At 54.8% G+C, this 24,898-nt stretch carries 31 protein-coding genes and 1 tRNA gene; 11 read left to right on the forward strand and 21 right to left on the reverse strand.

Annotation, left to right across the window (positions count from 1 at the left end; all coding sequences use genetic code 11):
- The first annotated feature begins 536 nt into the window (after positions 1 to 536).
- From hypE to BMZ24_RS18855, 3 genes are all read left to right on the forward strand, one after another.
- Entirely contained in the window at positions 537 to 1,538 is a 1,002-nt protein-coding gene (hypE, locus tag BMZ24_RS18845; RefSeq protein ID WP_092194597.1) for a hydrogenase expression/formation protein HypE, read from the forward strand.
- A 1-nt stretch (position 1,539) separates the two neighbouring features.
- Entirely contained in the window at positions 1,540 to 2,073 is a 534-nt protein-coding gene (locus tag BMZ24_RS18850; protein WP_092194599.1) for a 3'-5' exonuclease, read from the forward strand.
- Positions 2,074 to 2,235: 162 nt separating this feature from the next.
- On the forward strand, positions 2,236 to 2,703 hold the full coding sequence (locus tag BMZ24_RS18855) for a hypothetical protein (RefSeq protein WP_092194601.1): 468 nt from the start codon (positions 2,236 to 2,238) through the stop codon (positions 2,701 to 2,703).
- A gap of 384 nt (positions 2,704 to 3,087) precedes the next feature.
- Here the strand turns inward: BMZ24_RS18855 and BMZ24_RS18860 are convergent, their stop codons facing one another.
- From BMZ24_RS18860 to BMZ24_RS18925, 14 genes are all read right to left on the reverse strand, one after another.
- Positions 3,088 to 4,008: a manganese-dependent inorganic pyrophosphatase gene (locus BMZ24_RS18860; protein WP_092194603.1), complete on the reverse strand. Its 921-nt coding sequence runs from the start codon at positions 4,006 to 4,008 to the stop codon at positions 3,088 to 3,090.
- A 90-nt stretch (positions 4,009 to 4,098) separates the two neighbouring features.
- Positions 4,099 to 4,623 (reverse strand): hypothetical protein, encoded by a 525-nt coding sequence (locus BMZ24_RS18865; protein WP_092194605.1) that lies wholly within the window; start codon positions 4,621 to 4,623, stop codon positions 4,099 to 4,101.
- 180 nt (positions 4,624 to 4,803) lie between these two features.
- Positions 4,804 to 5,268 (reverse strand): PTS sugar transporter subunit IIB, encoded by a 465-nt coding sequence (locus BMZ24_RS18870; RefSeq protein ID WP_092194607.1) that lies wholly within the window; start codon positions 5,266 to 5,268, stop codon positions 4,804 to 4,806.
- A 2-nt stretch (positions 5,269 to 5,270) separates the two neighbouring features.
- Positions 5,271 to 5,681, reverse strand: a complete 411-nt coding sequence (locus BMZ24_RS18875) for a PTS sugar transporter subunit IIA (RefSeq protein WP_092194609.1) — start codon at positions 5,679 to 5,681, stop codon at positions 5,271 to 5,273.
- A gap of 14 nt (positions 5,682 to 5,695) precedes the next feature.
- Positions 5,696 to 6,583 (reverse strand): RNase adapter RapZ, encoded by an 888-nt coding sequence (gene rapZ, locus BMZ24_RS18880; RefSeq protein ID WP_092194611.1) that lies wholly within the window; start codon positions 6,581 to 6,583, stop codon positions 5,696 to 5,698.
- A 24-nt stretch (positions 6,584 to 6,607) separates the two neighbouring features.
- Positions 6,608 to 7,057, reverse strand: a complete 450-nt coding sequence (locus tag BMZ24_RS18885; protein ID WP_092194613.1) for a PTS sugar transporter subunit IIA — start codon at positions 7,055 to 7,057, stop codon at positions 6,608 to 6,610.
- 3 nt (positions 7,058 to 7,060) lie between these two features.
- Positions 7,061 to 7,603, reverse strand: a complete 543-nt coding sequence (gene hpf, locus BMZ24_RS18890) for a ribosome hibernation-promoting factor, HPF/YfiA family (protein WP_092194615.1) — start codon at positions 7,601 to 7,603, stop codon at positions 7,061 to 7,063.
- Between the two features lie 70 nt (positions 7,604 to 7,673).
- Complete coding sequence (rpoN, locus tag BMZ24_RS18895; protein WP_092194617.1) at positions 7,674 to 9,101, reverse strand: RNA polymerase factor sigma-54; 1,428 nt, start codon at positions 9,099 to 9,101, stop codon at positions 7,674 to 7,676.
- 106 nt (positions 9,102 to 9,207) lie between these two features.
- Entirely contained in the window at positions 9,208 to 9,930 is a 723-nt protein-coding gene (gene lptB, locus BMZ24_RS18900) for an LPS export ABC transporter ATP-binding protein (protein ID WP_092194619.1), read from the reverse strand.
- On the reverse strand, positions 9,927 to 10,439 hold the full coding sequence (locus BMZ24_RS18905) for an LptA/OstA family protein (protein WP_092194620.1): 513 nt from the start codon (positions 10,437 to 10,439) through the stop codon (positions 9,927 to 9,929). The genes lptB and BMZ24_RS18905 overlap by 4 nt, the downstream gene beginning before the upstream one ends.
- A 15-nt stretch (positions 10,440 to 10,454) precedes the next feature.
- Positions 10,455 to 10,991, reverse strand: coding sequence for an LPS export ABC transporter periplasmic protein LptC (gene lptC, locus BMZ24_RS18910; protein ID WP_092194622.1), 537 nt, complete (start codon positions 10,989 to 10,991; stop codon positions 10,455 to 10,457).
- Positions 10,988 to 11,512 (reverse strand): KdsC family phosphatase, encoded by a 525-nt coding sequence (locus BMZ24_RS18915; RefSeq protein WP_092194624.1) that lies wholly within the window; start codon positions 11,510 to 11,512, stop codon positions 10,988 to 10,990. Before BMZ24_RS18915 ends, lptC begins: the two co-directional genes overlap by 4 nt.
- Complete coding sequence (kdsA, locus tag BMZ24_RS18920) at positions 11,502 to 12,308, reverse strand: 3-deoxy-8-phosphooctulonate synthase (protein WP_092194626.1); 807 nt, start codon at positions 12,306 to 12,308, stop codon at positions 11,502 to 11,504. The genes BMZ24_RS18915 and kdsA overlap by 11 nt, the downstream gene beginning before the upstream one ends.
- A 5-nt stretch (positions 12,309 to 12,313) precedes the next feature.
- Complete coding sequence (locus BMZ24_RS18925; RefSeq protein ID WP_092194628.1) at positions 12,314 to 13,954, reverse strand: CTP synthase; 1,641 nt, start codon at positions 13,952 to 13,954, stop codon at positions 12,314 to 12,316.
- A 320-nt stretch (positions 13,955 to 14,274) separates the two neighbouring features.
- On the opposite strand from BMZ24_RS18925, the gene BMZ24_RS18930 reads away from it, so the two are divergent.
- The 5 genes from BMZ24_RS18930 (at position 14,275) to BMZ24_RS18950 (ending at position 17,643) form a co-directional block, all read left to right on the forward strand.
- A complete protein-coding gene (locus BMZ24_RS18930; protein ID WP_092194630.1) occupies positions 14,275 to 15,084 on the forward strand; it encodes a phosphoribosylformylglycinamidine synthase subunit PurQ in 810 nt (269 codons plus the stop codon).
- Between the two features lie 53 nt (positions 15,085 to 15,137).
- Positions 15,138 to 15,671, forward strand: a complete 534-nt coding sequence (gene tadA / locus BMZ24_RS18935) for a tRNA adenosine(34) deaminase TadA (protein ID WP_167364162.1) — start codon at positions 15,138 to 15,140, stop codon at positions 15,669 to 15,671.
- Positions 15,662 to 15,757: transfer RNA gene (locus tag BMZ24_RS18940), tRNA-Ser, on the forward strand. Before tadA ends, BMZ24_RS18940 begins: the two co-directional genes overlap by 10 nt.
- 299 nt (positions 15,758 to 16,056) lie before the next feature.
- Positions 16,057 to 16,239, forward strand: coding sequence for a hypothetical protein (locus tag BMZ24_RS18945; RefSeq protein ID WP_143077967.1), 183 nt, complete (start codon positions 16,057 to 16,059; stop codon positions 16,237 to 16,239).
- A gap of 84 nt (positions 16,240 to 16,323) precedes the next feature.
- Positions 16,324 to 17,643, forward strand: a complete 1,320-nt coding sequence (locus tag BMZ24_RS18950; protein WP_092194636.1) for a tyrosine-type recombinase/integrase — start codon at positions 16,324 to 16,326, stop codon at positions 17,641 to 17,643.
- 186 nt (positions 17,644 to 17,829) lie between these two features.
- On the opposite strand, the gene BMZ24_RS18955 is transcribed toward BMZ24_RS18950, so the two are convergent.
- Genes BMZ24_RS18955 through BMZ24_RS18965 form a run of 3 tightly spaced genes read right to left on the reverse strand, consistent with a single transcriptional unit; the run spans position 17,830 to position 20,108 of the window.
- Complete coding sequence (locus BMZ24_RS18955) at positions 17,830 to 18,291, reverse strand: ubiquitination-like system serine protease family protein (protein ID WP_208599896.1); 462 nt, start codon at positions 18,289 to 18,291, stop codon at positions 17,830 to 17,832.
- Entirely contained in the window at positions 18,272 to 19,465 is a 1,194-nt protein-coding gene (locus BMZ24_RS18960) for a ThiF family adenylyltransferase (protein WP_092194638.1), read from the reverse strand. Before BMZ24_RS18960 ends, BMZ24_RS18955 begins: the two co-directional genes overlap by 20 nt.
- The gene (locus tag BMZ24_RS18965; RefSeq protein WP_161949247.1) at positions 19,440 to 20,108 is read right to left on the reverse strand and encodes a multiubiquitin domain-containing protein; all 669 of its coding nucleotides are present in this window, start codon (positions 20,106 to 20,108) and stop codon (positions 19,440 to 19,442) included. The genes BMZ24_RS18960 and BMZ24_RS18965 overlap by 26 nt, the downstream gene beginning before the upstream one ends.
- 216 nt (positions 20,109 to 20,324) lie before the next feature.
- Here BMZ24_RS18965 and BMZ24_RS18970 point away from each other — a divergent pair, with 216 nt between their 5' ends.
- From BMZ24_RS18970 to BMZ24_RS18980, 3 genes are read left to right on the forward strand one after another with little or no spacing between them, the layout of a single operon-like run.
- Positions 20,325 to 20,885: a hypothetical protein gene (locus BMZ24_RS18970; RefSeq protein ID WP_092194642.1), complete on the forward strand. Its 561-nt coding sequence runs from the start codon at positions 20,325 to 20,327 to the stop codon at positions 20,883 to 20,885.
- Complete coding sequence (locus tag BMZ24_RS18975) at positions 20,878 to 21,312, forward strand: hypothetical protein (protein WP_092194644.1); 435 nt, start codon at positions 20,878 to 20,880, stop codon at positions 21,310 to 21,312. The genes BMZ24_RS18970 and BMZ24_RS18975 overlap by 8 nt, the downstream gene beginning before the upstream one ends.
- A 2-nt stretch (positions 21,313 to 21,314) precedes the next feature.
- Positions 21,315 to 22,097: an ImmA/IrrE family metallo-endopeptidase gene (locus tag BMZ24_RS18980; protein ID WP_143077968.1), complete on the forward strand. Its 783-nt coding sequence runs from the start codon at positions 21,315 to 21,317 to the stop codon at positions 22,095 to 22,097.
- Positions 22,098 to 22,231: 134 nt separating this feature from the next.
- On the opposite strand, the gene BMZ24_RS18985 is transcribed toward BMZ24_RS18980, so the two are convergent.
- The 4 genes from BMZ24_RS18985 to BMZ24_RS19000 all read right to left on the reverse strand — a co-directional run bounded on the left by BMZ24_RS18985 (position 22,232) and on the right by BMZ24_RS19000 (position 24,662).
- Positions 22,232 to 22,849, reverse strand: coding sequence for a nucleoside deaminase (locus BMZ24_RS18985; protein ID WP_208599897.1), 618 nt, complete (start codon positions 22,847 to 22,849; stop codon positions 22,232 to 22,234).
- A complete protein-coding gene (locus BMZ24_RS20575; RefSeq protein ID WP_092194650.1) occupies positions 22,768 to 23,424 on the reverse strand; it encodes a haloacid dehalogenase-like hydrolase in 657 nt (218 codons plus the stop codon). The genes BMZ24_RS18985 and BMZ24_RS20575 overlap by 82 nt, the downstream gene beginning before the upstream one ends.
- Positions 23,361 to 23,594 (reverse strand): hypothetical protein, encoded by a 234-nt coding sequence (locus tag BMZ24_RS18995; protein ID WP_143077969.1) that lies wholly within the window; start codon positions 23,592 to 23,594, stop codon positions 23,361 to 23,363. Before BMZ24_RS18995 ends, BMZ24_RS20575 begins: the two co-directional genes overlap by 64 nt.
- A gap of 351 nt (positions 23,595 to 23,945) precedes the next feature.
- Positions 23,946 to 24,662 (reverse strand): type 1 glutamine amidotransferase, encoded by a 717-nt coding sequence (locus tag BMZ24_RS19000; protein ID WP_341864733.1) that lies wholly within the window; start codon positions 24,660 to 24,662, stop codon positions 23,946 to 23,948.
- Positions 24,663 to 24,898 lie beyond the last annotated feature (236 nt).

The following is a 24,898-nucleotide window of genomic DNA, read 5'->3' on the forward strand; positions in this document are numbered from 1 at the left end:
GCCTCAAATTCCTTGGACACGTACTTCGACCTAATGTTCAGCCGCTACAGGTTTGTGCCTGACGTGGCGTTTTAACAGTTTTTCAGGATCGACTAAGTAGTTAAAAGATGGATCCCCTTCTTCAAGGGGATGACGAGCTTTTGCGGCGGGAACTCATTCTTTTCAAGTAATTACAAGGAATAGGTCCTTTGCTTCAAGGGGATGGCTCGGCGAGAAGCAGAAAAGTACTCCCGTCAGTGCCTCAAGGCTCGTTGTCGGCATGGCCCTCGGCCTCGTCGGCTGTCTGACTGAGCCAGGCATCGTTTGTTGAATCGTTGCCCGGCGTGCTGCCCGGATTTTTCGTTCGGCACACAACGATTCAACTCTACGAGGCCCGTGAAGGAGTTCCGGCGGGGCCGAGGGCCATGCCGACAACGTACCGCGTACCGTATGCAGCATGCCTCATGCCGTATGCCTCGTGCCCATAAATTTCGAATCTTCAGTTGTTTTTTTACTAGGATCAGTGGTTGAAAACGCGTCATGCAAGGGGGAAGCGAGTGGAAAGGGTTCTTCTTGATTACGGCAGTGGCGGCAAGGCTTCGCACCGGCTCATCGGTGAGCTTTTTCTCAAATATCTGGGCAACGAGATTCTTGACCGCCTCGATGACGCGGCCTTTCTGCAGGTCGGCAGTCCCATCTCCATGAGCACCGACACCTTCACCGTGGATCCCATCTTTTTCCCCGGCGGCGATATCGGCTCTCTGGCCGTGCACGGCACGGTCAATGACGTGGCCATGCTCGGCGCGCGTCCGAAATACATGACCTGCGGATTCATCATCGAAGAGGGTCTGCCCATGGCCGATCTGGAACGCATCGTCGAATCCATGGGAAATGCCGCCCGCGAGGCTGGAGTCCTGGTGGTTTCGGGCGACACCAAGGTCGTGCCCAAGGGTACGGTGGACAAGATTTTCATCAACACCACGGGCATTGGCGAAATCTTCGTGGCCGAGGCTCCGAGCGGACACCGGGCGGCGCCCGGGGATGCGATCCTGATCAGCGGCTTCATGGGCGATCATGGCCTGGCCATCCTGTCCAAACGCGAAGGGCTGACCTTCGAGGCTCCCGTGCTTTCGGACTGCGCCTCGCTCAATCACCTCATCGTGCGTCTGCTCGAGGCCATTCCCGAGGTGCATGTGCTGCGCGACCCCACCCGGGGCGGTCTGGCCACGACCCTCAACGAAATCGCCGGACAGTCGGGCGTGGAGTGTCGGATTTTCGAATCGCAGATTCCGGTTCGCCCCGAGGTCAGCGGCGGTTGCTCCTTTTTGGGCCTTGATCCGCTGTATCTGGCCAACGAGGGCAAGTTCATCTGCATCCTGCCCCAGGAGCACGCCGAGGCGGCCCTGGCCATCATGCGTTCCGATCCGCTCGGCGCGGACGCGGTGCAGATCGGCAACGTCCGCAGCGAACACCCCGGAAAGGTCGTGCTGGAAACGCCCCTCGGCGGAACCCGGCTCATGGATATGCTCGAAGGCGAACAGTTGCCGCGCATCTGCTGATATGAACGCTTTCCCGGCCTACGTGGCCATCGACTTCGAAACGGCGGATTCGCGTCGCGACAGCGCCTGCGCCGTGGGCCTGACCAAGGTCCGCGGCGGCGAGATCGTGGACAGGCTCTATGGCCTGATCCGCCCGCCGCGTTCGCGCTTTTCGCCGTTTTGCGTGAACGTGCACGGCATCCAATGGTCCGACGTAAAGGACGCTCCGCCTTTCCGGGAATTCTGGATTGAGCATGCCCAGTTTCTGGAGGATGCGGATTTTCTGGCCGCGCACAACGCCAGCTTCGATCGCTCGGTGCTCGGCGCGTGCTGCACCATGGCCGGTTTGCCCGCCCCGAGCCTGCCTTTTGTTTGTACCGTGGATCTGGCCCGCAACCAGTGGAACCTGCGCCCGACCAAATTGCCGGACGTGTGCCGCTATCTGGGGCTTGACCTCAATCATCACCATGCCGGGTCCGACGCCGAGGCCTGCGCCCGCATTGTCATGGCCGCCGTGGCGCAGAATCCCCGCTGTCTGGCTCCTTTCGGAGTATAGCTGACTGTCGATAAATTCAAAATGTTCAGGCTGTTCCAAAATGGTGAGATGCGAGGAACAAAGAAAATCCAGGGCCGAAGCGTATTTTTCATACGTGAGGGTCTGGATTTTCAGCAGTGACGAAGCAGATCGCCGTTTTGGGGCAGCCTGATAGGAGAACACATGTCTTTGTCCCAGGCCCAGATGCGGGCCCATATCTATCTGATCATCCTCGATAAATTCTCCGGCAGTGCCGAACGACGCCAGGAAGCCCTGGCCGAGTATTTCATGGTGACCATGCCCAACGTCCCGGAGGACGCGGCGCGCCGTCTGGCGGAGCTGATCCCGGATCTCATGCCCGAGCTGTATTCCAAATGGATCGGTGAGTTTGCCGAGCGCCTTTTCGAGACGGTGCCTGATGAACAGCTGCAGCACCTGTGCGACGGCACTGTGGAAAACAACGCCGCCCTGGGCCTGGTTTTTCTCATGTTCATGGAATCGGAGCGCATGGAGAAGCAGACCGAGGACGATCTGCGGGAGTACGCACGCAAGCATTCCGGCGCGGACGACATGGGCGATCTGGTGGCGGAATATTTGCGCGGAAAGGTCGCGGCCCTGCGGGCGGATGTGGGCGGGGAGAAAGTACAGTAGTGAGCCTGGGTCGGAAGCGGGGTGTGACGGTTGGCCCGGACAGGGGCCGCCGAAACTCCTTCGCGGGCCTCGTAGAGTTGAATCATCTCTGCTGTCGGACACACACCGATTTTCAAGCGGCCAGCGCTGATTCAACAAACGATGCCTGGCTCAGTCAGACAGTCGGCGCCCCCTGTCCGGGCCAACCGCCACACCCCGCAGTGACTCCTTCGCGGGAATGACGCGCAGATCCGCGGTCCTCTCTTGACCGTCCGTGTCGCCCGCGAATGAATGCCTTTCGGCCGCGCCTCTGCGCGCACCAATACGGAACGAAACAGCAGCCCGAAATCAAGAAGCCCGCCCAGGCGAACCTGGACGGGCTTCTTTCATTCAAAGAGCCAAGACTTAGGCGAAAGCCTTTTCGAACTTGGGCACTACGTCCTTTTTGCGGGACATGACCTTGGGCAGCCATGCCTTTCCGTCCACGGGCTTGACGCCGAAGGCCTTCTCGACCACGGAGGCGTCGTCGGAGGCGATCAGGATCTCGGAGCCTTCCTTCATGATGTCGGTCAGCAGCAGGAAGATGGAGTGGTTGCCCTTCTCGGCCTTCAGTGCGGCGATGTCGGCGGCCAGGTCGCCCTTGACGGCGTCGAGGATGGACAGGTCGACCACTTCCAGCTGGCCGATGCCAACCTTGGTGCCGTTCATGTTGAAGTCCTTGTAGTCGCGCAGAACCAGCTCGCGGGCCGGGGTGCCTTCAACGGCGGACTTGACCTTGAACATTTCCATGCCCAGGGCGGCCAGGTCGGCGATACCGGCGATCTTGCCCAGTTCGGCAGCTGCTTCCTTGTCGGCCGGGGTGCAGGTCGGGGACTTGAAGATGACGGTGTCGCTCAGGATGGCGCAGAGCATGATGCCGGCGATGTTCTTGGGAACTTCGATGCCGTGGAACTTGTACATGGCGGTCAGGACGGTGGCGGTGCAGCCAACGGGCCAGATCCAGCATTCCAGGGGGCTGGAGGTGGTCAGATCACCCAGCTTGTGGTGATCGACGATGCCCAGGACTTCAGCCTGCTTGATGTCGTCAGGCAGCTGAGCCAGGTCGGAGGTGTCGACCAGGAAAACTTTTTCACCGGCATATTCGGTCTTCACGGCAGGAGCGGCAACGCCGAACTTGTCGAGGATGAACTTGGTCTCGGGGGCCAGTTCGCCCTGGGCGGTCGGGGTGCAGGCTACGCCGAGCTTGCTCTTCAGGTCGGCCAGCGCGATGGCGCTGCAAACGGTATCGGAATCGGGATTCTTGTGACCAAAAACATAAACGGACATGGTATTCCTCCTACAAGGGTTTATTGGCGAACAAAGACATTGTGCGAAATATCACAATTATTCGCGGCTGCCAAGAGAGAACATTGGAGGTCACAGGCCAAAGATGACGCCAAGGACCACGCTGACGGCGGCCAGAGCGTAGGCCTTGCGTACACGCAGGGCGAGAATGGCTCCGGCGCAGGCGGCTATCCAGAGCATGGTCCAGGTCGGCTGCGGGCCGCCTGAAATCCAGGGTTGAATTGCTTTCAACCCGGCCAGAAGCGGCACCAGGCAGAGCGCGAGGACTGAAAAATTGAGCAGCAGGATTTCGGCCAGGGCCCTGGCGGTGAGCCGGTGCGGTGCGAAGGTGTTTATGTTGCCCTTGCGGTTCCAGGTCAAAAGTTGGTTGTAGCCGGCATTCTGCCGTTTGCGGTAGAGTTGTTCGATCCACGCGCCAAGGTAGGCCAGGGGCAGGGTCGCGATGACGACAAGCACTGTGGTGCGCATGTCGGCATCCGGCAGGCAGGCCAGAATGGTCAGGGTGGCGATCAGCGAGAGAAGGGCCTGGGGCGGAATGTAGGTTCCGGCCGGAAACAGATCAAGCCAGAGCAGCTCGAAAAAAATGCCCGCGCTCAAGGCCGGCTGGAGTTTGAAGCTCAGTCCCGCCCAGAGCAGGGCGGCGAAAAGCGGACGATGAACGAAGCCGAGGTCTATGGCGACCCGGGTCAGGGACAGGAGGGCAAAAAAAAACTTCCTCCGGCCAGCAGGATGAGATCGTGAGTGTCGATCATGCCGATTTGGTTCGAGAAGTATTCATCACAAGTTGATTTTGGTCGTTGCCGAAGGCACGCAGCGGAAATCGATCTCCACGCCGTGCTCTTTGAAATATTTCAGGCAGGAGCGGTCTTCCGCCCCCAGGGCGATGTGTTCGCACACCTGCTCCTTGCCCGGTCCGTAATGCAGATTGCCGATGTTGACCAGGGAAAAGGACAGCCCGGTCATGTGCGCGGCCTTGGCATCGGCGCAGTCGGAAAAGAGGATCAGGACATGCTGATCCGGATCGCTCTTGCGGACGTTGCGCAGCATCGAAGCGACCTCCGAGACTTGGCAGCACATAAAGGAGATGCCGCTTGGCACTGCCAGGCTCATGATTTCCTGCCGCAATTCGTCGGCGGCGAGGTCGTCGTTGGCGACCAGCAGGGTCTTGGCCCTGATGTGCGGAAGCCAGGCTTCGATGATCTGGCCGTGCACGAGGCGGTTGTCGATGCGGAACCAGATCACGGCTAGGCCTCGGTGATTTTACGGGTCAATACTTCACCGGCGACAACGATGCCTTGAATGGCCGCGTTCTTGGCGTCTTGGGCGAGCTTGGACAGATCCTGGGTGCGCATGCCCAGAACCCTGAGCAGCATGGGCAGGTTCGCTCCGGACAGGACATCGACCTTGCCCGGCTGGAGCAGAGACAGGCTGATGTTGGACGGTGTACCGCCGAACATGTCGGTCAGGATGATGACACCGTCACCCGTTTCCATCTGCTTGACCGTGTATTTGAGGTCCGAAAGCAGGGCGCTCATTTCCACGGTTCCTTCCACGGCTATGTGGGCGCACTGTTCCTGCGGCCCCAAAATCGTCTGGGCCGCTTCAAGCAGATATTTGCCAAACTGGCCATGGGTCACCACGATCACTCCAACCATTACTCCTCCAAAGATTATCCAAGACTGAAATGCCGATGTTCGACAGATACGTTGAAGCCCTGTTCGCGCAGATGTGCCAGAACGGCCTCGGTCACGGCCACGGACCTGTGGCGGCCGCCCGTGCATCCGAAAGCCATGGTCAGGCGGTAACGCCCTTCCGACGCATAAAGCGGCAGGGTGAAATCAAGAAATTCCAAAAGCCGACGCAGGTATTCGTGCCCGGGGTTGCTGTCCAGCACGTACCGGGCGATGGCTTCGTCTTTTCCGGACATGGGGCGCAGGGCCTCGTCGAAATAGGGGTTGGGCAGAAAGCGCAGGTCCGTGACCATGTCCGCCTCGGCCGGGGCCCCGTACTTGAAGCCAAAAGAGATGAGATGCACACGCATGCCCTGGCTGCGGGAAGAAAGGCTCTCCCACTTGTCCTGAATGACCCGTCTGAGATCGTGCACTGAATAATGCGACGTGTCGATGACCAGATCAGCCTGCGCGCGGATGGGTTCCAGTATTTCCCGCTCCCGTTCCAGCGCCCCCTCCAGTCCCAGGTTGCCCGAGGCCAGAGGATGCGGACGGCGCGTGGTGGCATATCTGCGCAGCAGGATCTGGTTGGAAGAATCCGTGAAAAGGATGGTCGGCCGCACGGAAAACTTCTGGACATCAAGCAGCACTTCCTTCCACTGACCCACGAAGTCGGGCTGGCGCAGGTCCATGCCCATGGCCAGCCCGGGGTAGTCTTTGGCGGAGGAGTTGAAGAACAGTTCGATGAGCGCCGGAGCCATGCGCGCCGGAAGTCCGTCCACGCAGAAGAAGCCCATGTCTTCGAAGACCTTGAGCGCCGTGCTTTTGCCTGAACCGGACATGCCGGAGACAATGACCACGTTTTTCTGTTCAGGTTGAGGCTGCATGGGAGTTCTCCGAATACGTTCTTGCTAGACGGTCTGCAGCAGCTGCCACAACCCGTCCTGACCGGGGGAGTCGGCAAAGGCCTGACGGAACGATCCGTCTTTGAGCAGGCGGGAAACCGTGGCCAGGAGTTTCAAATGCAGGCCCACCACGCTTGAGGGAGCCAGCACCGTGAAAAAGATGCTGGCCGGCTTGTGGTCCAGGCTGGCAAAATCCACGCCTTCGTGGCTGCGGCCGACGATGACCAGAACCTGATCGATGCTGTCCAGCTTGCCATGAGGGATGGCGATGCCGTCTCCGATGCCGGTGGTCCCGAGCATTTCCCGGTCCATGAGGACCTGGGCCACGCGTTTGGGGTCAAGATCGGGATATTTGGCCGACAGCGTCGAAACGAGTTCGGCCAGGACCTCGGTTTTGGTCCTGGCCGAGAGGTCGGAGATGATCAAATCCTTGTCCAGGTATTCAGCAAGCTTCATTCCCTATACCCCGGGGTCGATCAAACCGAAGTCGCCGGTTTTGCGTCGGTAAATGACATTGATCCTTTCGCTTTCGGCGTTGAGGAACACGAGGAATTCGTTGTCCGTGCTTTCAAGCTGCAGCGCGGCTTCTTCAACGATCATGGGTTTGGGCGAGAAGTCGTCGGTCTTTTGGATGACCGGCTTGCGCTTTGCATCCGCGTCGTCCTCGAAACTCCCGGCGTCCATGCGGGTGCTGTCGCTGCCGCCTTTGCGTCGGCTCTTGTCCTTGTCGCGGACCTTGCGCATCTGGGCCTCAAGCTTGTCCCAGACGAGGTCGACGGTGGAGTACATGTCCTCGCTGTCTTCGCGGGCGGAGATATGTACGTTCTTCCCCGTCAGCACTATATCGGCGATATGCCGGAATTTCTCCACTTCGAGATTGACCTGCAGTTCAGCGTCGGGGGTGCCGGCCGTGAATTTGGCGAGCTTGCCGAAGCGGTCTTTGGCGTATTTGCGCAGATGGTCGGAAGGATCGAAGTTTTTGAAATTGAAGGTAATCCTCATGGAAGCCTCCTCGATTGTTGAGGGTCAGCCCTTTTTGCCGTCCGGAAGGGGCGGCCCAAAGGGCGGGATGTCAAAAAACCTGTTTGCGCTTGGATGAGGAATCGATCCCCAGCACTGCGCGATATTTGGCCACTGTTCGCCGGGCGATGTTCACGTCCAGCCGTTCTTTCAGCACCGCGGCGATTTTTTCGTCGCTGTAGGGGTGCTTCGGGTCTTCCTCGCTGACCATTTTCTTGATGATGGCCTTGACCGATTCGGATCCGACCTGAGTTCCATCATCCATTTCCAGCGCGGAATTGAAGAAAAATTTCAGTTCCACGATGCCGTGCGGGGTGGCCACGTATTTGTTCGTGGTGATCCGGCTGACCGTGGATTCGTGCATTTCAATGTCGTCGGCCACATCCTTGAGGATGAGCGGTTTGAGCTTGGTCACGCCGTGTTCGAAAAACCCCCGCTGAAACCTGACAATGCTTTCAACCACTTTGTATAATGTTCTTTGCCTTTGGTGCAAGCTCTTCATGAGCCACATGGCAGAGCGCATCTTGTCATGCAGGTATTCACGGTCCGGGCCTTTGACCGCGAGGTGCATGTCGTCCATGTAGTAGGGGCTCAGCTGCAGCTTGGGCAGGCCGTCGTCGTTCATGACGATGACGAAATCCCCTTCGTATTCGTACACGAAGACATCCGGGCTGACATATATGGTGCTCTCGCTGCCGTAACTGGCTCCCGGCATGGGGTCCAGGGACTGGATTATGTCCAGATAGGCCTTGAGGTCCTCCATCTGAATCTTGAACTTGCGCAGGAGCGGTTTGTAGCGTCGCTTCTCGATGTCTTCGAGATGATCCCCCACCAGGGAAAGCAGGATGGGATCGTCCTGGCCCAGCATTTCCAGCTGGATGAGCAGGCATTCCCGTGGAGACCGCGCGGCCACGCCCACGGGATCGAAGCGCTGCAGACGATGCAGCATGGACTCCACCAGGGCCAGGGGAGAGAGCGTCTCGGAGGCGATGTCCTCGGCGGTGCTCATCAGGTAGCCTTGGGAATCGAGGTTGCCGATGATGGCCTCGCCGATCATCTCCTCTTCTTCGGTGATGTTGGACAGACACAGCTGCCACAGCAGATGACCGTCCAGGGAGGGCTTGCCCGAGAGCCTGGCCTCGTAGGACATCATCTCCTCCAGGGCCTCGGTCTCCTTGAACTGCACTTGCTTGGCGGTGCTTGAAAAATCGCCGAGGTAGTTTTCCCAGTCCGCGTTGCGCATCAGTTCCGCGTCTTCGTAGGAGACTTCCGGGCGTGTTTCGGCCGGAGCCTGGATTTCGTGCTCCTCGGAAATTTCCTTGACCCCCTCCTCAAGCATAGGGTTCTCAAGCAGCTCCTGCTGAACGGCTTCGAGAAGCTCGAATCTGGAGAGCTGAAGCAGCTTGATGGCCTGCTGCAGCTGCGGTGTCATGACTAGCTGCTGCGTCAGCTTGAGGTTTTGTCGGAGTTCAAGGCCCATAATTGATTTGGTTTCACCGTGTCAGAGGATTGCAGGCTAAAAAACTACCCAGTAACGAATCTGCCATAAAGCTTAGGCCCTGGCAATCCTTGGAAAATCGTGTCCGCTAGAGGCTGAATCCTTCACCGAGGTAAACCTTGCGCGCACCCGGGTCGGCGACGATCTCTTCCGGGCTGCCGTTCAGGATGATGCGGCCGTCGTGGACAAGGTATGCACGGTCGCAGATCTGGAGCGTTTCGCGAACATTGTGGTCGGAGATGAGCACGCCGATGTTCTTGTCACGAAGGTCCCGGATGATGGCCTGGATGTCGTCCACGGCCAGGGGATCGATGCCGGCGAAGGGTTCGTCCAGGAGGATGAATTTCGGATTCTGGATCAGGGCGCGGGCAATTTCCAGCCTGCGGCGTTCTCCGCCGGACAGAAAGGCGGCCAGCTGCCCTTCAAGGCGGGTGATCCCCAGTTCATCGAGCAGCCTGTCCGCCGTGCGCTTTTGCTCTTCCCGCGAGAATCCCGAAAATTCGAGAATCAGTTGCAGGTTCTGACGCACGGTCAGTTTGCGAAAGATGGAGCTTTCCTGCGGCAGATAGCTCATGCCCGCGCGGGCCCGTCTGTGCAGGGGCCAGCGGGTTATGTCCTGGCCGTCCAGAAGGACCTGCCCTCGCGTGGGCCGCACGATGCCCGCGAGCATGTAGAATGTGGTCGTCTTGCCTGCCCCGTTGGGCCCCAGGACGCCAACCACTTCGCCCTGGCTCACGTCAAGTTCAATGTCGCGCACGACATCCCTGGCTCCGTAGCGCTTGGCCAGATTCTGCCCGGTCAGGGTGGTCACTGCCCAAGCCCCTGCTTGCCGGCGGGAGTGTTGAAGATGGCCTCGACCCGTCCCTTGCCGCCCAGTACTTCGCTGCGGTTTTCCTTGATGTAGAGCTTAATGACCTCGCCCTGGATCTTGTTGGCGCCTTCCATGAGCATGGGGCTGTCTTCCATGGTCAGAAGGTCCTTGTCGGCTTCATAGGTGGCCTTTCCGCAGGTGCCGGTGCGACCCTTGTCCGCTTTTATGCGCACGTTGCCCTTGGCGATGATTTTCTTGATGGCTCCCTGCTCGTCGGGCACGCCCTGGGTGGCGTTCTTGGCGCCGTCCTTTTTTTCCAGCAGCACGGTCAGCGTGTCGGACCAGAGCTGGATGTCCTGGCGAATGACGTACACGGAGCCGGTGAAGATCACCTGGTCCCCTTTCTGGGTGTAGGTCATGGTGTCGGAAGTGATCTTGACCGGGACGGTCTCGGCCGCCCAGAGAGGCGTCGCACAGGCGAGGAAGAGAAGAAGTATGAGTGAACGCATTTGGTAACCCGCTTGTCAGTTCATGATGACCTGGACGTTGCCTTGGGCCAGGAAGTCCCCTGTGTCCAGAAAATATGTCAGGGTGTCCGAGCGGCCCTGCATGGATTCGCCAGTCAGTTCAACCGTGCCGCCGAGAACGAGTGTCCGGTTTTGTCCTGTGTAGTCAAGGGTCTCGGAGCGCATCACGTATTGGCCCTGGGTGCCGTTGACCCCGTCCCACATTCTGGCCCGGTCCTCTTTTTGCCAGACCTGGCCCCTGGGCGCCCGAACCTCGATGGGTTCCCCGCCTTCCTCGCCCCAGTAGACGATGATCGGGGCGGCGAGGGTGAGTTCATCGCCGTTTTCGGAGTAGTCGGCGCCGGTGGCGCTGAGGTTCCAGAGCTTCTTGCCGTCCTTGCCCTGGCTCAGGTTCACGCCTTTGAGGCTCAAGTCCACATCCAGATTCCGGATCGTCGGGTTGTCCAGGCGCTCGGGCCAGAGCAGCCGTTTTCCGAGCATTGCGATTCCAGCCAGAACGACAAGGGTCAAAAGCCCGACCAGCAGCCGCTTCATTCCCGGACCCAGTCCTGCCAAAGAGCTTCGAGTTTGCCCTGGGCGCGCAGGATGAAATCTATGGCTTCGCGCACGGCGCCCTGGCCGCCCATGGATCTGGTTGTCCAGGCCGCGAGCTTGAGTATCTCGGGGCGGGCGTTGGGGACGGCGATGGGCAGTCCGACCAGGGACATGGGCGCCGCGTCGACCCAGTCGTCACCGACATAGGCCATCTGCGCCAAGGGGATGCCCGTTTCTTCGGAAATCCGGCGCAGGATCGGGGCCTTGCGGTGATGGCCGGGATAGTAATGGCTGATGCCAAGCTCCGTGACCCGCCTGCGCACTGCCGGGGAATCAAGGCCGGTAATGACCGCGAACTCGATGCCGACCTGCGGGGCCATCTTGATGGCCAGCCCGTCCTGGACGTTGAAGCGTTTCATTACGCAGCCCGATTCGTCATAATAGAGGCCGCCGTCGGTGAGCACCCCGTCCACATCCAGGATGATCAGGCGCACGTCCCGGGCGAGCAGTTCAGCATTCATTCGGGATGCTCCAGATGGCCGCAAGCTCCGAAAGAAGAGTGCGGGCCTTGGCCAGGGGCCAGGAATTGGGGCCGTCGCAGAGAGCCTTGTCCGGGTCCGGGTGGATCTCCATGAAGAGGCCCTGACAGCCGCAGGCCACGGCGGCCCGGGCCAGCGGCGGCACGAACTCGCGCTGGCCGCCGGAGGACATGCCCTGTCCGCCGGGCAACTGCACCGAGTGGGTGGCGTCGAAGATCACGGGGCAGCCGAACTGCTTCATGATGACCAGGGAGCGGAAATCAACGACCAGATTGTTGTAGCCGAACATGGAACCGCGCTCGGTCAGCCAGATGCGGTCGAATCCTTCGGATCGGATTTTCTCCACCGGCCCCTGCATGTCCCAGGGTGCCATGAACTGTCCTTTCTTGATGTTCACGATGCGCTCGGTGCGCGCGGCGGCGAGCAGCAGATCGGTCTGGCGGCAGAGGAAGGCCGGGATCTGCAGCACGTCGGCCACCTCGGCCACCAGGGAGGCCTGGCGCGGCTCGTGGATGTCCGTGATCACGGGCAGCCCGGTGCGGCTCTTGATCTGGGCCAGCCAATCGAGCCCCATGTCCAGTCCTGGTCCGCGGAAGCTCGCTCCGGCCGTGCGGTTGGCCTTGTCATAGGAACTCTTGAATATGAGCGGCAGGTTCAGATCACGCGCGATGGCCTGCAACTCTACGGCCACGGTCATGGCCAGATCCAGGCTTTCGAGGACGCAGGGTCCGGCGATGAGAAAGGGGCGTCCGGCGACCAGGGTGGAGCAGTCAATCATGTTTTTTACTCGGTTTTCTTGTTGGCCACGGCCGCGCGAATGAATTCGCGGAACAGCGGATGCGGCTGCATGGGGGTGGAGGTGAACTCCGGATGGAACTGGCAACCCAGGAACCACGGATGATCCTTGATCTCCACTATCTCGACCAGGCTCTTGTCCGGGGACAGGCCGCTGATGGTCAGTCCGGCCTCCTCGAAACGGCTCTGGTAGGCGCTGTTGAATTCGTAGCGGTGGCGATGACGTTCCGAAACCTCGACCGCACCGTAGGCTTCATAGGCGCGGGTGTCTTTCTCGATCACGCAGGGGTAGGCGCCAAGGCGCATGGTTCCGCCTTTTTCGCTCGTCATGTCGCGGCGCTGCACGCACTTCTTGCGGAAATCGAACCATTCTTTCATCAGATAGATGACCGGATCCGGCGTGGTCAGGTCGAACTCCTCGGAGTTGGCCTTGGTCAGGCCCATGACGCTTCTGGCGTACTCGATGACCGCGCACTGCATGCCAAGGCAGATGCCGAAGAAGGGGATCCTGTTTTCGCGGGCATGGGTGATGGCCGCGATCTTACCTTCCACGCCGCGGATGCCGAAGCCGCCGGGGACGAGGATGCCGTCGGCCTCGGCGAGGCTCTCGGCCACGTTTTCGGCGGTGATTTCCTCGGAGTTGACGTACAGGAAGCGGATGGCTGCGTTGTTGGCCACGCCGCCGTGGGTCAGGGCTTCATGCAGGCTCTTGTAGGCTTCCTTCAGGTCCACGTACTTGCCGACGATGGCAATGGTGACCTCTGACGTTGGATGGTGCAGGTTGTAGACGAGATTCTTCCACTCCTGCAGGTCCGGATTCTTGGCGGCCAGGCGCAGGAGGATGGCGATTTTCTGGTCAACACCTTCATTATAAAGGGTCAGGGGCAGTTCGTAGATGTGGTTTACGTCGATGGCGGTGAAGACCGCGTCCCGGTCCACATTGCAGAACAGCGAAATCTTGCGTTTGATGTCGTCGCCAAGGTCCACTTCGGAGCGGCAGAGGATGATGTCCGGCTGGATGCCGAGGCTGCGCAGTTCCTTGACGGAGTGCTGGGTGGGCTTGGTTTTGAGCTCGCCGGCGGTCTTGATGTAGGGGACCAGCGTGAGGTGGATGTAGAGGACGTTGTCCTTGCCGAGGTCGGCCCGCAATTGACGGATGGCTTCAAGGAACGGCAGTCCCTCGATGTCGCCCACAGTGCCGCCTATCTCGACCAGGGTCACGTCCAGGTCGTCGCTGGCGAGGCTCAGGATGGACGACTTTATCTCGTCGGTGATGTGCGGGATGACCTGTACCGTGCCGCCCAGGTAGTCGCCGCGACGTTCCTTGGTGATGACGGTATTGTAGATGCGCCCGGACGTGTAGTTGTTGCGCTGGCTCAGGTGGGTGCCGAGATAGCGCTCGTAGTGCCCAAGATCCAGATCCGTTTCGGCGCCGTCGTCGGTGACGTAGACTTCGCCGTGCTGGAAGGGGTTCATGGTGCCCGGGTCGACGTTGATGTACGGGTCAAGCTTCTGGATGGATACCCGAAGCCCCCGCGCCTTGAGAAGAGCCGCGATGGATGCGGCGGCCAGTCCTTTACCCAGAGAGGACAATACCCCGCCGGTCACAAAAATGAATTTGGTGTTCATCGCTGCCTCGCTCACCTGAATATTTCTTCGGTCTGAATCCGCGCTTGGCGCGGCCAGACATGGTCCACAAAACAAATGGGCCACCTGTCGGCAGCCCGAAAATTGACATCCGTATGTCCGCCGGAACATTTGGCAGCGGACTTCCTGCTTGTCAAGCGGCCCCTGGTGTCCTGTAAACACCTTGGGTTCAATAGCAGAAAGAACGCCGAGTGCAAACAGTCCGAAAGGGCGATTTTCAGGCTTGCGCCTGTTTTGCTTGGACTGTAATGGGCTTGGGTACTTAATCAAACAGCACGGCTACGGCCGATTTTGGAGGGGTGATGGCTCAGGTCAAAACATTGGTAATTACCGGCTACGGGACGAATTGCGAGCGGGAATGCGCCTTTGCGGCGGATCAGGCTGGTTCGGACCAGACCACCATCGCTTATTTTTCCGATCTGACGGCGGACAAGATCAGTTTGACCGACTACAATTTTCTGATCCTGCCCGGAGGTTTTCTCGACGGCGACGATCTGGGCTCGGCCCAGGCCGCCGCGTTGCGCTGGCGGCACATGCTGACCAAGAGCGGCAAGTCCCTCATGGAGGAGCTCAAGCGCTTCCTTGACGCGGGCGGCCTCATCCTCGGCATCTGTAACGGCTTTCAGTTGCTGGTCAAGCTGGGTCTTCTTCCCGCTCTTGATGGCGCCTACTTCACCCGCCAAGTCTCGCTCAGCCACAACGACTCGGCCAAGTACGAGGACCGCTGGGTGACGCTGAAGATCAACGCGGAGTCTCCCTGCGTCTTCACCAAGGGGCTCGATTATCTTTACGTTCCCGTCCGTCATGGCGAGGGCAAACTCGTGCCCGGTGACGACACGACCCTCTCCCGCCTGCATGAGCAGAATCTCATCGCCCTGCAATACGTGGATCCGCAGACCCGGGAGGTGACCCAGGAGTATCCGGCCAATCCCAATGGTTCGCCGCTTGGCATCGCCGGGCTGACCGATCCTTCAGGCCGCATCCTCGGGCTCATGCCCCATCCCGAGGCCTACAACCATCCCACCAATCACCCGCGTTGGACCAGGGGTGAGACCTCCACGCTGGGCACGGAACTGCTCAAGGGCGGGATCGAATACCTGAAGGCCAGATAGGGCGGCTTGAAAACGTGTCCAAAGAGGATGCAAAGATCATTGACAGCACCCCCATGACTTTCTACTGTGCGCCTTCCCCGACGCCGGGACCGGATGACCTGCTGGCCTGGGAGCCCTACATGAACGAAGCCCTGCAGCTTGCATGTCTGGCGGAAGGGCGGGGAGACGTGCCCGTGGGCGCGGTGGTCATCGACGGCAACGGCCAGATTCTGGGCCGGGGCGAGAACAGAACGATATTTGAAAACGACCCCACGGCTCACGCCGAAATCCTGGCCCTGCGCGAAGCCGGCGCCAAGGTGGGGAATCATCGTCTGACCGACGCCGTGCTGGTGGTGACCCTTGAACCCTGCATCATGTGTCTGGGTGCGGTCATCCAGGCCCGCCTGGCCGGAGTGGTCTACGCCGCCGCGGACTCCAAGGCCGGATGCCTGGTCAGCCGCATGGACGGTACGGCGCTGCCCTGGAGCAACCACCATTTCTGGTCTCTGGGCGGAGTTCTGGAACAGGAATGCAGCGCAAAACTGAGCGGTTTTTTCAAACAGCGCCGCCAGGAAAAGAAAATTTCAAAAAACCTCGCGGAGAGGTAGCGAAGTCCGGCCGTAACGCGCTCGACTCGAAATCGAGTTACCGGCTAATCCCCGGTACGTGGGTTCGAATCCCACCCTCTCCGCCATTTTTAAGTCCAACGCAGTCGGGTTAAGTCCAGATTTTCTCTTAAAATCAATACTATAGGCCAAAATTGGGCTTGCGCTTCATCCAGATTGGTCCACTAAAGATTGCTTGAAACCGATGATTTTCCCGGATAACTAACCGGACAACTTCTTGAATGAGGGGTTGTCCGTTTTTTTTTGGTAATTTTTTGGAAAAGTTGTCCGGTTAGTTTGGTCTCCATTGGCGATATCGGTATCCGCAACGCTGACAGGTTTTTTTGTCAAGGTGAAGGTCCTGCGAAGGACGCGGTTGGCTTCGTGGGTGACGGTCGAAGAAATCCTCGCTGATGCCTTCTGGGAAAGCTTGAAGCGATCCTGGGCGAGGATACAGGCAGTGGCGAAGGAGATGGGCGCTGTCTATGTCGAATCCGTGCTCGAAGTTATGCCAGACATCGCCGTGGCCCTTGGTCATTTTCATACGATCAATGTGGTGTTCGATTCGTAATTTTTGCTGAGGTCCAGTCTTTGGTTCGAGCTGCCAGAATGGATTGCTGAGAACTTTTATTATGATCATTGCGAGGGGGGAGCTATGGCCGCATTGACCGAAATGGAAATTAAAAATTTAAAACCAAGCGATAAACTATATACTGTTCAAGATTCAAATGGTCTATATTTAGAGATTCCAGTTAAGGGTAATAAAAGATGGCGAATAAGATATTGGTTTGATGGAACAGAGTATAGATTGAGCCTTGGTATTTATCCAACGGTTTCTCTGAAACAAGCAAGGGGTAAATGCGCAGAAATTAGGTCAATGCTTGCTAACAACCAAAATCCTTCACTGATACGAAAAAAAGAAAAAATAGAAAGAGAAGAAGAATTAAGGCTGTTAAAAGAAAAAAAGAAGATTGAAAAGAAAGTTGAAAGAGAAGAGCGAGCGACATTTGATTTCGTGATGAGTCAATGGTATGAAACACAATTTGAAGCATCCGAAAGTGTTAAGAAGGATACTCTTTACAGGATGGAGAGAGACATTAGTCCAGTTATTGGAAAAGTGCCAATTTCTAAAATTCGAGCTACAGATGTAAGAGAGGTAATTGATCGAGTTCGAAACAGGGGAGCGTTAGAGCAAGCTCGTCGACATTTGCAGAAAATAAATGCAATATTCCAATATGCAAGAATAATGGAGTATGTTGAGTATAACCCATGTCCTGATCTAAAAGGCTATTTGCCATCTGAAAAGAAAAAAAACAAAAAAGGATTTAGATGTATTGTTGAGCGCGACGAAATCCCTGAAGTCATGCAGATGATTGAAAAGTTCAAAGGAACGTATGTCGTGCAGTGTGCTTTAAAGCTAACACCATTTTTATTTTTAAGGCCTGGAGAATTGCGAAAATTAGAGTGGTCTGAATATAAAAAAGAATCAAAATTATTGCGTATAAAAGGTGAAAAAATCAAGAATTTAGAAAAGGGGCAAGTTTTTCTTGTTCCACTTTCTGATTACGTCATGTCAGTTTTTGATGACATATATATGCATACAGGTAGTGGTAGGTATATATTTCCTAATGCGCGAGATAAATATCGCCCGATGTCGGAAGGTGCTATATTGCAAGCTTTGAATAGATTAGGTGTAGATAGTACAGCGCATGGATTCAGAAAAACAGCGAGTACGATATTAAACGAGATGAATTTGAAAGCAGACGCAATTGAGCGCCAATTAATGCACGTTGAAAAAGATGAAATTAGAGGGATATATAATCATGCACAATATCTTCCTGAGCGAATTGTAATAATGTCTATATGGACTGAGTATTTGCTAGCTAGAAAAAATAATTTAGAATTTTCTTTAAATAAAGCAAAGAGAAAGTACAGAATGATGTTGCCTGCATCAATCAGAGAAGGATATTTTTAGTTTCAATTAGCCCTTCGTTTTATTGTTATGATCTGGTTTATGAGGTCAGGAGTTCAGTCATCCTCAGTCTCACCAGAAAATATCTCGCGAATTGGCCTGGTTATCCTTCAAGATAACCAGGCCTCTTTTGCGGTAACCCTGCCGGTGAACCGGGTGTGAACATTTCGGGGGTATGCGGGCGCATGGCTACTTTTTGAACCCTAAGAAACGCAAAATGGTGTTGAGTAGCCCGTCGGAGTTGCTAAACGTGTTTTGAGGCTGGGAGTTGACCTTGATATCGTCCTGGCTTGGCGTTGTATGATTGGCATTACCGTAATGTATCGCTTTGCGGGCCTTATCTCGATTTCTGCCACTTTCAATAGCTTTTAGGGACATGGTGCCAGCCCAGACAACCGTGTTTTTTTGTATAAGGTAGTGTGACCGACACGGGTAACTCCAGTTTCCGATGGATGGAGTGAGTGTGATAGTTTCGCCATCATAAATCAACTTCCAGTCTGTCGGTGAAAATGGCGTAACGACTTCGTTTCCACAGCCACATGCGCATTTATGAGACGCAGTTGCACATTCCATAGAAACGTAAAAAATTCCATCATCGAGTTTTTCGGGAATAAACTCTGTAAATAGTACTTTAAATTTGCTTATTGACATGATCGCACTCGCTAGCGTCTAGAAGAGCGCAGTTGGTTGAATATATAAGATGATGCTCATGCTCTAAGTCTTGATAAAATCCGCTGAGTTGTTTCCACTTTATCACCGCATGGCATGCATTAAGGGCATTGAGTTCAACGATTTGAATGTTACTGGAGTACTCTGCGTCTTCCATATTGTCACTCATTGAAATCCGACTGGTAGCGTGATCATTTTTGGTTTTCGTACAGGTTGTGACTCGGCAAGTCCCCAGAAGTGTCTCGTCCACAAGCTGTACATCCATGCCGGCGTCAATGACAACAGTGTCACTTGTCGCAAGAGCATCAATAACGGCCTTTTTACAGCTTCCTTTGTCGACACAAAGAAAGACGTAATCAAACCCTTGCAAATCATTGACTGTCTCTTTTGTGATCATCTGAGGATGCGCCGTGATTCTCGTATGCATGCGAGAATATTTATCAGCAAGATACGCCACTTTCATTTTCCTTTGGCATAAATCTTCGAGCGAGGCGGCTCCTGGGGCTCGGAAGGCGTTATGCGACTGGAAATCATCTCCATCGAAGAGGTGGATTTCGCGGACAGGCGTCTTTGCCACAAAATCCAATACGTATGATCCGGTCCCTCCGAGGCCCACTATTGCTATGCGTTGTGAGGCCACCTTATCTGAGACGACCTGGATTCCGGCTCGACTTGAAGCAGTATCGACGTATCTAAAAACTGACTCCTCTGAAGTTGTTTCGATAGGTTTAAATGTCCTTGGGTCTACGTTATCGTCTAGGGCTTTAGCCGGATGAGAAATGATCTTAATATACTGGGTCATTTTTTCGTAGTAATTGGCGTATCCTCCGCTCGGTTTATTTGAGAAGGAGTGGTCGATAGCAATGTCGCCTGCGATGTTCTTTTTCTCGCTGGCATGTCGAATTTGCTCAAGTGGAACTCCTTCGTTTGAACACGGATATTCCCCCTGAAAGAAGATTACATGGGTATGGGGCGTTACCGTTCTGTCGCCTGCCAGAGATAAATCTGAAACGAGAGTACCCCTCTGTACTTTCCTTTCCGCGTTAACATAAGGAATCGAGTGGATCAGGAGGTGCCCATGTCTGATCTCAATCTCATACCCATCATCTCGTAGTTTCTTGAGGTCGGGACTACGACTTATCAGTTTTTGTGACATTGATAATCATCCTATCGTTAAGTGCTACACTTTGGCCCTCGACAAGGCTCCCCTGCGGATTTTCATCCGGCCCATTCTTGAAGACCATCGTAAAAATGGTGTTCGGGGCTGGCTGTGTGTCAGGGAAGGCAATTTTCACCAGTTCAGTGAAGGACAAAGAACGTTTGTGGACTGTTCTTGGCCGCCCGTTCACGACAATCGTGATGCTTATTTCAGCAGTATAGAACCTCTCAATGCCGGGGGTATCAAGCCGAGTGGTTTCCTTGTCGGCAATAATCACATCAGCTTCCTGGCCGCGAATCTCCAGCCATACATCGAAACCATCCGGGTCAACGTCTGCGAACATTTTCAATCTGCGTCCGGTTATCTCAGGGGCTCCCCATTCGAATCGACGACCATCCACAGTCAGTCGAAATGACTCACCACTCCGAAAAGTTTTGAACCGTTCCAGTCCAGGTAGGGTTAAATCCACGCTTTCTTCGAGGCGAATTTCCTCGAACTGCCCGTCTTTCAACCGTTGGAAAAGAAGGTATTCATCCAGCGGTCGTTTACCAGCGGCATTCAGAAGTTGAGTGCCTGTTACGATGGGATCGTCAAAGCTGAAGATTTCCCCATCAATCTTGACCTGAAAACTCTTACTCATTGGTTTCTCCTTGGCAGGACACTGCCCATATGACATTTTGCTTCGCGTGCACGTAGTGCGTTGCGCATGCTGTTTCCGCTCACAACTCTCTATGCGCACAGGATCTCCTCCTCGGACAAAATAATGTCCGGCCCCCCCATTGTTAGGCGCATAGTTTGAAGAGGGGCCTGGTCAGGCAGAAACAGATCGATTTTTACAGCTAAGGGACAAGTGCTGATGAGTGACCCCAAAAAAGATCTCCATTATGTAAATTTCATTGAGCTTGAAGTTCAAAGCCTTACCCTGGCGGACTGGGAGGCTATTGATTTGGCAGCGATTAACTTCGCAAACGACGTGGCCATTGACCCTATGTGGCTGTTGGAGGAATCGCTAAAAAGAATTTCGAACGGGACACGTAAATGGCCTCCCAATAACCCAACCCCATTTCGGAACTTCTTGTGTGGCGTGATGAAAAGCATTCGAAGTGAAGTATGCAAGAATTTGCCTGGAGCGATCGACTGTTATTACACATATCTTGAGGCATACCCTGTTCCCCCTGACGAAATGCTAGAACGTCAAGATAATGAGGAATGGGCAAAGCAAGTTATTGAAAAGACCCTTGATTACTTTTCTGAAGATGAAAATGTGCTGGCCATAATCATGGGCAAAGCTGAAGGGCATACGGGCGAAGAAATACGAGACCAAGAGAATATGTCTAGACAACAATATGATGCAGCTTTGAAAAGGCTGAGCAGATACCGCAATGCAAACTATCCTAGGGGGAGCAGAAATGAGTAACAAAAACATTTCCTATCTCCAGACACTTTGTAGCATCTCCGATGAGTATATGGATAATTTGTTGACTCTTACTGATCAAGAGATAAGCGAGGAACATAAAGCTGCTTTTGGCGAAGAGTCAAAGAACAGAGTGAATATGATTCAGTCAATGTTTACTAGGGTTCTGTCTGCTCAAAAAAGAGAGATTGCAGCTCGATTGATTTCAGATCGGCAAGACACCAAATCTAGTCATGAAGTCCTAGAATTGGTAAAAAAGAAGTATGGCACACTAAAAAACTTTTTTGTTGAAGGTTTTTTAAATAATGCCAGTATGCCTTCTGATCTGACGCTACAATACAGAAATATGGAAGATGTCACAGAAGAGGATATTGAACTTTTGATCGAAGCTTTGCATGAGCATGGTGATATCAAAATTGAGGATGATTGATTTTGAATCGTTTCAAAAACCCGTATGACTATCTGAAATACTTCGGAGTCACTGATCCTAAGGATATCTGCTTAGATATTCTTTCAAAAGGATGTGACGCTACTGTCCAGTATCGAATGCTCACTGGGTGCGAAGGGTACATCGTTGGGGTAAAAGACAGCGCAACGATTTTTGTGTCTAATGCGGTGAGTATATCACGACAACGATTTTGCATCGGTCATGAGCTGGGGCATTGGATGCTTGATCGTGGGACTCCTCGTTTTAGTTGTAAAGCTGAAGACATTGGCGGTCATAAGATTTTTCAAAAAGGAGTTGAGGCAAGAGCTAATAGGTATGCTGCTGATTTATTAATGCCTGAGTTCTTGTTTAAACCAGCGGCAGTAGATATGGAGATGAGTTTTAACTCCGTGAGAAAGCTTGCCAAGCTCTTCCAGACAAGCATAATGGCGACGGCAATTAGGTTGACCCGATTCGGGTCATTCCCAGCAATATTTGCGTGGTACGACGCAAAAAATGGAAGCCGTATTAGTTGTGTGCGTTGGCCGGAAGTCCCTTCTTTTATCTGGCCGCATGAGCAGCTACACCATGAAACATATGCAATGGAAGTGCTATGTGGAAAATCGACTGACTCAGGCGGGCCTAAGCGGATTGATGCCAGTTACTGGTTCGACACCCGAAACGCTTACGACCATGACGTATACGAGCACAGCATAAAGGGCTATGGCGATTTGGTGCTATCAATGATCTGGTGGAAAGATGAGTCTATGCTTGATGAGCTGTCATAACCATTTGGAGCACTGAATACCCGAACGTGCCCCGTAAGCGTTACTGGTCGGAAGTCTTTTGCCTCAGCCTCCATATCTCGTTTCCTGTTTCGAGGATCTCGCAGTGATGAGTCACGCGGTCAGGGAGCGGATTCTCAGTCCACCCCGAGCCGGGCATTATAGACAAACGACTGGCTGGCAGCGAATTCCCGGTAGGCTTCCAGGGCTTCCGCCCGCAAAACATCCTCCACGACTTCTATTCCGCGTCGCGACAGCTCGGCACGCCAGTCGGGGTGGATTGGGCCTTCGTCGAAACCGGTGATCTCCTCCAGCTCGGGCCCCTCGCCCGCAATCACCAGCGAGCGGACACCCGACCACAGCACCGCGCCGAAACACATGGCGCAGGGCCGCCAGTTCACCACCAGTTGGTAGGCCGGCAGCCCAGGGGCGCCCAAGTCATAGACTCCCAGAAGTTTCTGCGCCAGGGAAATGGCCATGACCTCCGCATGCGCCGAGGAACACTGAAAGGGCATCACCCGGTTGACTCCGATCACCACGACTCTACCCGAGTCGCGTTCAAAAATGCCTGCCGCAAAGGGCCCTCCGGTATTGCGCTGAAAATTCCGGCGCGAAAATTCTATCACCGCCGCCATCCGCTCCTCCACGCTCGCGAGGTATTTCGGCAGGGCATTTAGTTCCTCGACGGCCCAGTCAGGCAGGCCCAGGGTAAAGCTGGTATTGGCGCTGTTGTAGGCGTTCTGCGAATTCGACATGTCTCACTCCTTTTCACTCTGCATTGAAGCAGGCCAACGCGTGATTTCATCGAACACCGTGTGCGGTGATCTGCCGGATCTGGTTGGCAGTCAGATTTCTTGTTGTCAAAGATATCCTCAAGCAGCATCTGCACAGACGATTTGCCAAATCGAAACTGACCGGCCTTGAGTGCATCGTCATTGACGAGATCAACGTCCGCAAAGGTCACAAGTATCTGACCCTCGTGATGGACCTGCGCAGCGGCAAGGTTGTCTTCGTGGGTGATGGGCAGGTCGGCGAATCCGTCACCGGCGAAGGCCACCCGTGCCCCGCCATCGCGATGGAGCCGGACGATGCTCGCCTTGTCAACGCCCGTCTCCAGGCATTGAAAGGGCGAATCTTCAGGAAAGTTCATGCGCAGGGAGCCCTCTGGCAGCACGTGCACCCCTGGGTTGGCATGGACCTCCACCTTCACTCCTGCCTCGGCTAAAATGCGGCGGATGTACCAATCGCACCCGGCGGAAGCCACCACTACCTCCCAGCCTGCTGCCCGAAGCCGTGCCATGGCTGTCGCGAGTTCTGGATCTGGCTGCATGTCTCGTTCAGGATGGCATCCAGCGCCTCGGGGCTAGCCCGCAACCGCCCGAAAATACGGCGTAACGCCTCGAAATGGGTGATGCTCCCCTTACGGTAGTCCTCCCATGTCGTCAGGGCGTCTGGAGGCAGGCGTTCAGCGATGAGCTTGTAGAAATCGTTGGCTGTCATAGTCCCATCGAAATCACTGATAAGCACGGCATGTGGCATGGAGACATTTCCTCCTGGATCGGCTCTTCAGTGAGAACGGTGCGCGGCGCATGGTCGTTTCTGTTGTATCCCAATTTCCGTGCGCCTGTTTCATGACGCAATGATTGTGAGTACTGTCGTGGGGTTATATTGTCGCCCGTCGTGAAGCCAGATAGTCTCATTGTCGCATCGAACACGTGGCGGCTTAGCATGTGCAGGAAGGCTGTGCTCCTTGCCAAAGGGGATGAGAAAGTCGCTGCGACGCATTTTTCTTTCAATGGTAGAGAAAGAATATTTGCCAGGGTTAGTACAGTATCACAAATTTCATTTTTGTTATGATTTATATGAGTTGATTTTTGTTATATAGTTCAATATCAATGACATTAAATTATTTATTTTTCCAAAATTTTCGATTTTTTCATATTTAATGGATGTCTCTGGTTGAATATAAATATCAGAAATCAGTTCATCATTGCAGTTTTTTATCAGCGAATTTATGGTTTCTTGAGTTGTTTCAAGATGGAACTGTAATCCGATTATATTTTCTCCGTACTGGAATGCTTGTTGTTCGCAAGCAGCACTTCGTGCTAGATGCACGGCTCCTGGGGGCAAGGTGAATGTTTCGCCGTGCCAATGAAAAACTTTAATCGTATCTGGAAATTGAAAACCTGGATTCGGCACCTTGGTTATGTCAAACCAGCCGATTTCTTTTTGGGAATTTTTGTAAATTTTGGCCCCGAGCGCACTTGCCAGCAATTGGGCTCCTAAACAAATTCCAAGTATAGGAATCCCAGCACTGATTGCTTCTCGTAAAAATCTTTTTTCTTCAACCAGCCAAGGAAACTCCGATTCGTCATGGACGCTCATGGGACCGCCCATGATGATAACAATGTCTATTTCAGACAAAGCAGGCAGATCATTCGACTCGTAAAAACGCGAATATGACACGTTCGCGTTGCGCTGGTTTAACCATTTGTCGATACTTCCAATGCCTTCAAAAAAACATGTTGCAGTATGTGGACATTCATGCAGCGCTACCCTTGATATGATTACCGATTATTAATTTTTTGACGATTGATATTCTTCACATGCGCAATAAACAATCAGGGCTCTGGCCTCTAACCAGAACCCTGAGCTAATGCTCTCGATTCGCAGTCAACAGCCGTCAGACTCGACCGGGGCGATCCTAATTAGTCGATCCTGAAAAACTGTTAAAACGCCACGTCAGGCACAAACCTGTAGCGGCTGAACATTAGGTCGAAGTACGTGTCCAAGGAATTTGAGGC

The sequence above is a fragment of the Desulfomicrobium norvegicum genome, from assembly GCF_900114595.1.
Taxonomy (GTDB): Bacteria; Desulfobacterota; Desulfovibrionia; order Desulfovibrionales; family Desulfomicrobiaceae; genus Desulfomicrobium; species Desulfomicrobium macestii.

Excerpts from the sequence above, each read along its gene's own strand:
- BMZ24_RS18850 (WP_092194599.1), top strand. The coding sequence starts at position 1,540 with ATGAACGCTTTCCCGGCCTACGTGGCCATCGACTTCGAAACGGCGGAT.
- BMZ24_RS18855 (WP_092194601.1), top strand. The coding sequence starts at position 2,236 with ATGTCTTTGTCCCAGGCCCAGATGCGGGCCCATATCTATCTGATCATC.
- BMZ24_RS18860 (WP_092194603.1), bottom strand. The coding sequence starts at position 4,008 with ATGTCCGTTTATGTTTTTGGTCACAAGAATCCCGATTCCGATACCGTT.
- BMZ24_RS18875 (WP_092194609.1), bottom strand. The coding sequence starts at position 5,681 with ATGGTTGGAGTGATCGTGGTGACCCATGGCCAGTTTGGCAAATATCTG.
- rapZ (WP_092194611.1), bottom strand. The coding sequence starts at position 6,583 with ATGCAGCCTCAACCTGAACAGAAAAACGTGGTCATTGTCTCCGGCATG.
- BMZ24_RS18885 (WP_092194613.1), bottom strand. The coding sequence starts at position 7,057 with ATGAAGCTTGCTGAATACCTGGACAAGGATTTGATCATCTCCGACCTC.
- hpf (WP_092194615.1), bottom strand. The coding sequence starts at position 7,603 with ATGAGGATTACCTTCAATTTCAAAAACTTCGATCCTTCCGACCATCTG.
- rpoN (WP_092194617.1), bottom strand. The coding sequence starts at position 9,101 with ATGGGCCTTGAACTCCGACAAAACCTCAAGCTGACGCAGCAGCTAGTC.
- BMZ24_RS18905 (WP_092194620.1), bottom strand. The coding sequence starts at position 10,439 with ATGCGTTCACTCATACTTCTTCTCTTCCTCGCCTGTGCGACGCCTCTC.
- lptC (WP_092194622.1), bottom strand. The coding sequence starts at position 10,991 with ATGAAGCGGCTGCTGGTCGGGCTTTTGACCCTTGTCGTTCTGGCTGGA.
- BMZ24_RS18915 (WP_092194624.1), bottom strand. The coding sequence starts at position 11,512 with ATGAATGCTGAACTGCTCGCCCGGGACGTGCGCCTGATCATCCTGGAT.
- kdsA (WP_092194626.1), bottom strand. The coding sequence starts at position 12,308 with ATGATTGACTGCTCCACCCTGGTCGCCGGACGCCCCTTTCTCATCGCC.
- BMZ24_RS18925 (WP_092194628.1), bottom strand. The coding sequence starts at position 13,954 with ATGAACACCAAATTCATTTTTGTGACCGGCGGGGTATTGTCCTCTCTG.
- BMZ24_RS18930 (WP_092194630.1), top strand. The coding sequence starts at position 14,275 with ATGGCTCAGGTCAAAACATTGGTAATTACCGGCTACGGGACGAATTGC.
- tadA (WP_167364162.1), top strand. The coding sequence starts at position 15,138 with ATGACTTTCTACTGTGCGCCTTCCCCGACGCCGGGACCGGATGACCTG.
- BMZ24_RS18950 (WP_092194636.1), top strand. The coding sequence starts at position 16,324 with ATGGCCGCATTGACCGAAATGGAAATTAAAAATTTAAAACCAAGCGAT.
- BMZ24_RS18955 (WP_208599896.1), bottom strand. The coding sequence starts at position 18,291 with ATGTCAATAAGCAAATTTAAAGTACTATTTACAGAGTTTATTCCCGAA.
- BMZ24_RS18960 (WP_092194638.1), bottom strand. The coding sequence starts at position 19,465 with ATGTCACAAAAACTGATAAGTCGTAGTCCCGACCTCAAGAAACTACGA.
- BMZ24_RS18965 (WP_161949247.1), bottom strand. The coding sequence starts at position 20,108 with ATGAGTAAGAGTTTTCAGGTCAAGATTGATGGGGAAATCTTCAGCTTT.
- BMZ24_RS18970 (WP_092194642.1), top strand. The coding sequence starts at position 20,325 with ATGAGTGACCCCAAAAAAGATCTCCATTATGTAAATTTCATTGAGCTT.
- BMZ24_RS18975 (WP_092194644.1), top strand. The coding sequence starts at position 20,878 with ATGAGTAACAAAAACATTTCCTATCTCCAGACACTTTGTAGCATCTCC.
- BMZ24_RS18985 (WP_208599897.1), bottom strand. The coding sequence starts at position 22,849 with ATGTCGAATTCGCAGAACGCCTACAACAGCGCCAATACCAGCTTTACC.
- BMZ24_RS20575 (WP_092194650.1), bottom strand. The coding sequence starts at position 23,424 with ATGCAGCCAGATCCAGAACTCGCGACAGCCATGGCACGGCTTCGGGCA.
- BMZ24_RS18995 (WP_143077969.1), bottom strand. The coding sequence starts at position 23,594 with ATGACAGCCAACGATTTCTACAAGCTCATCGCTGAACGCCTGCCTCCA.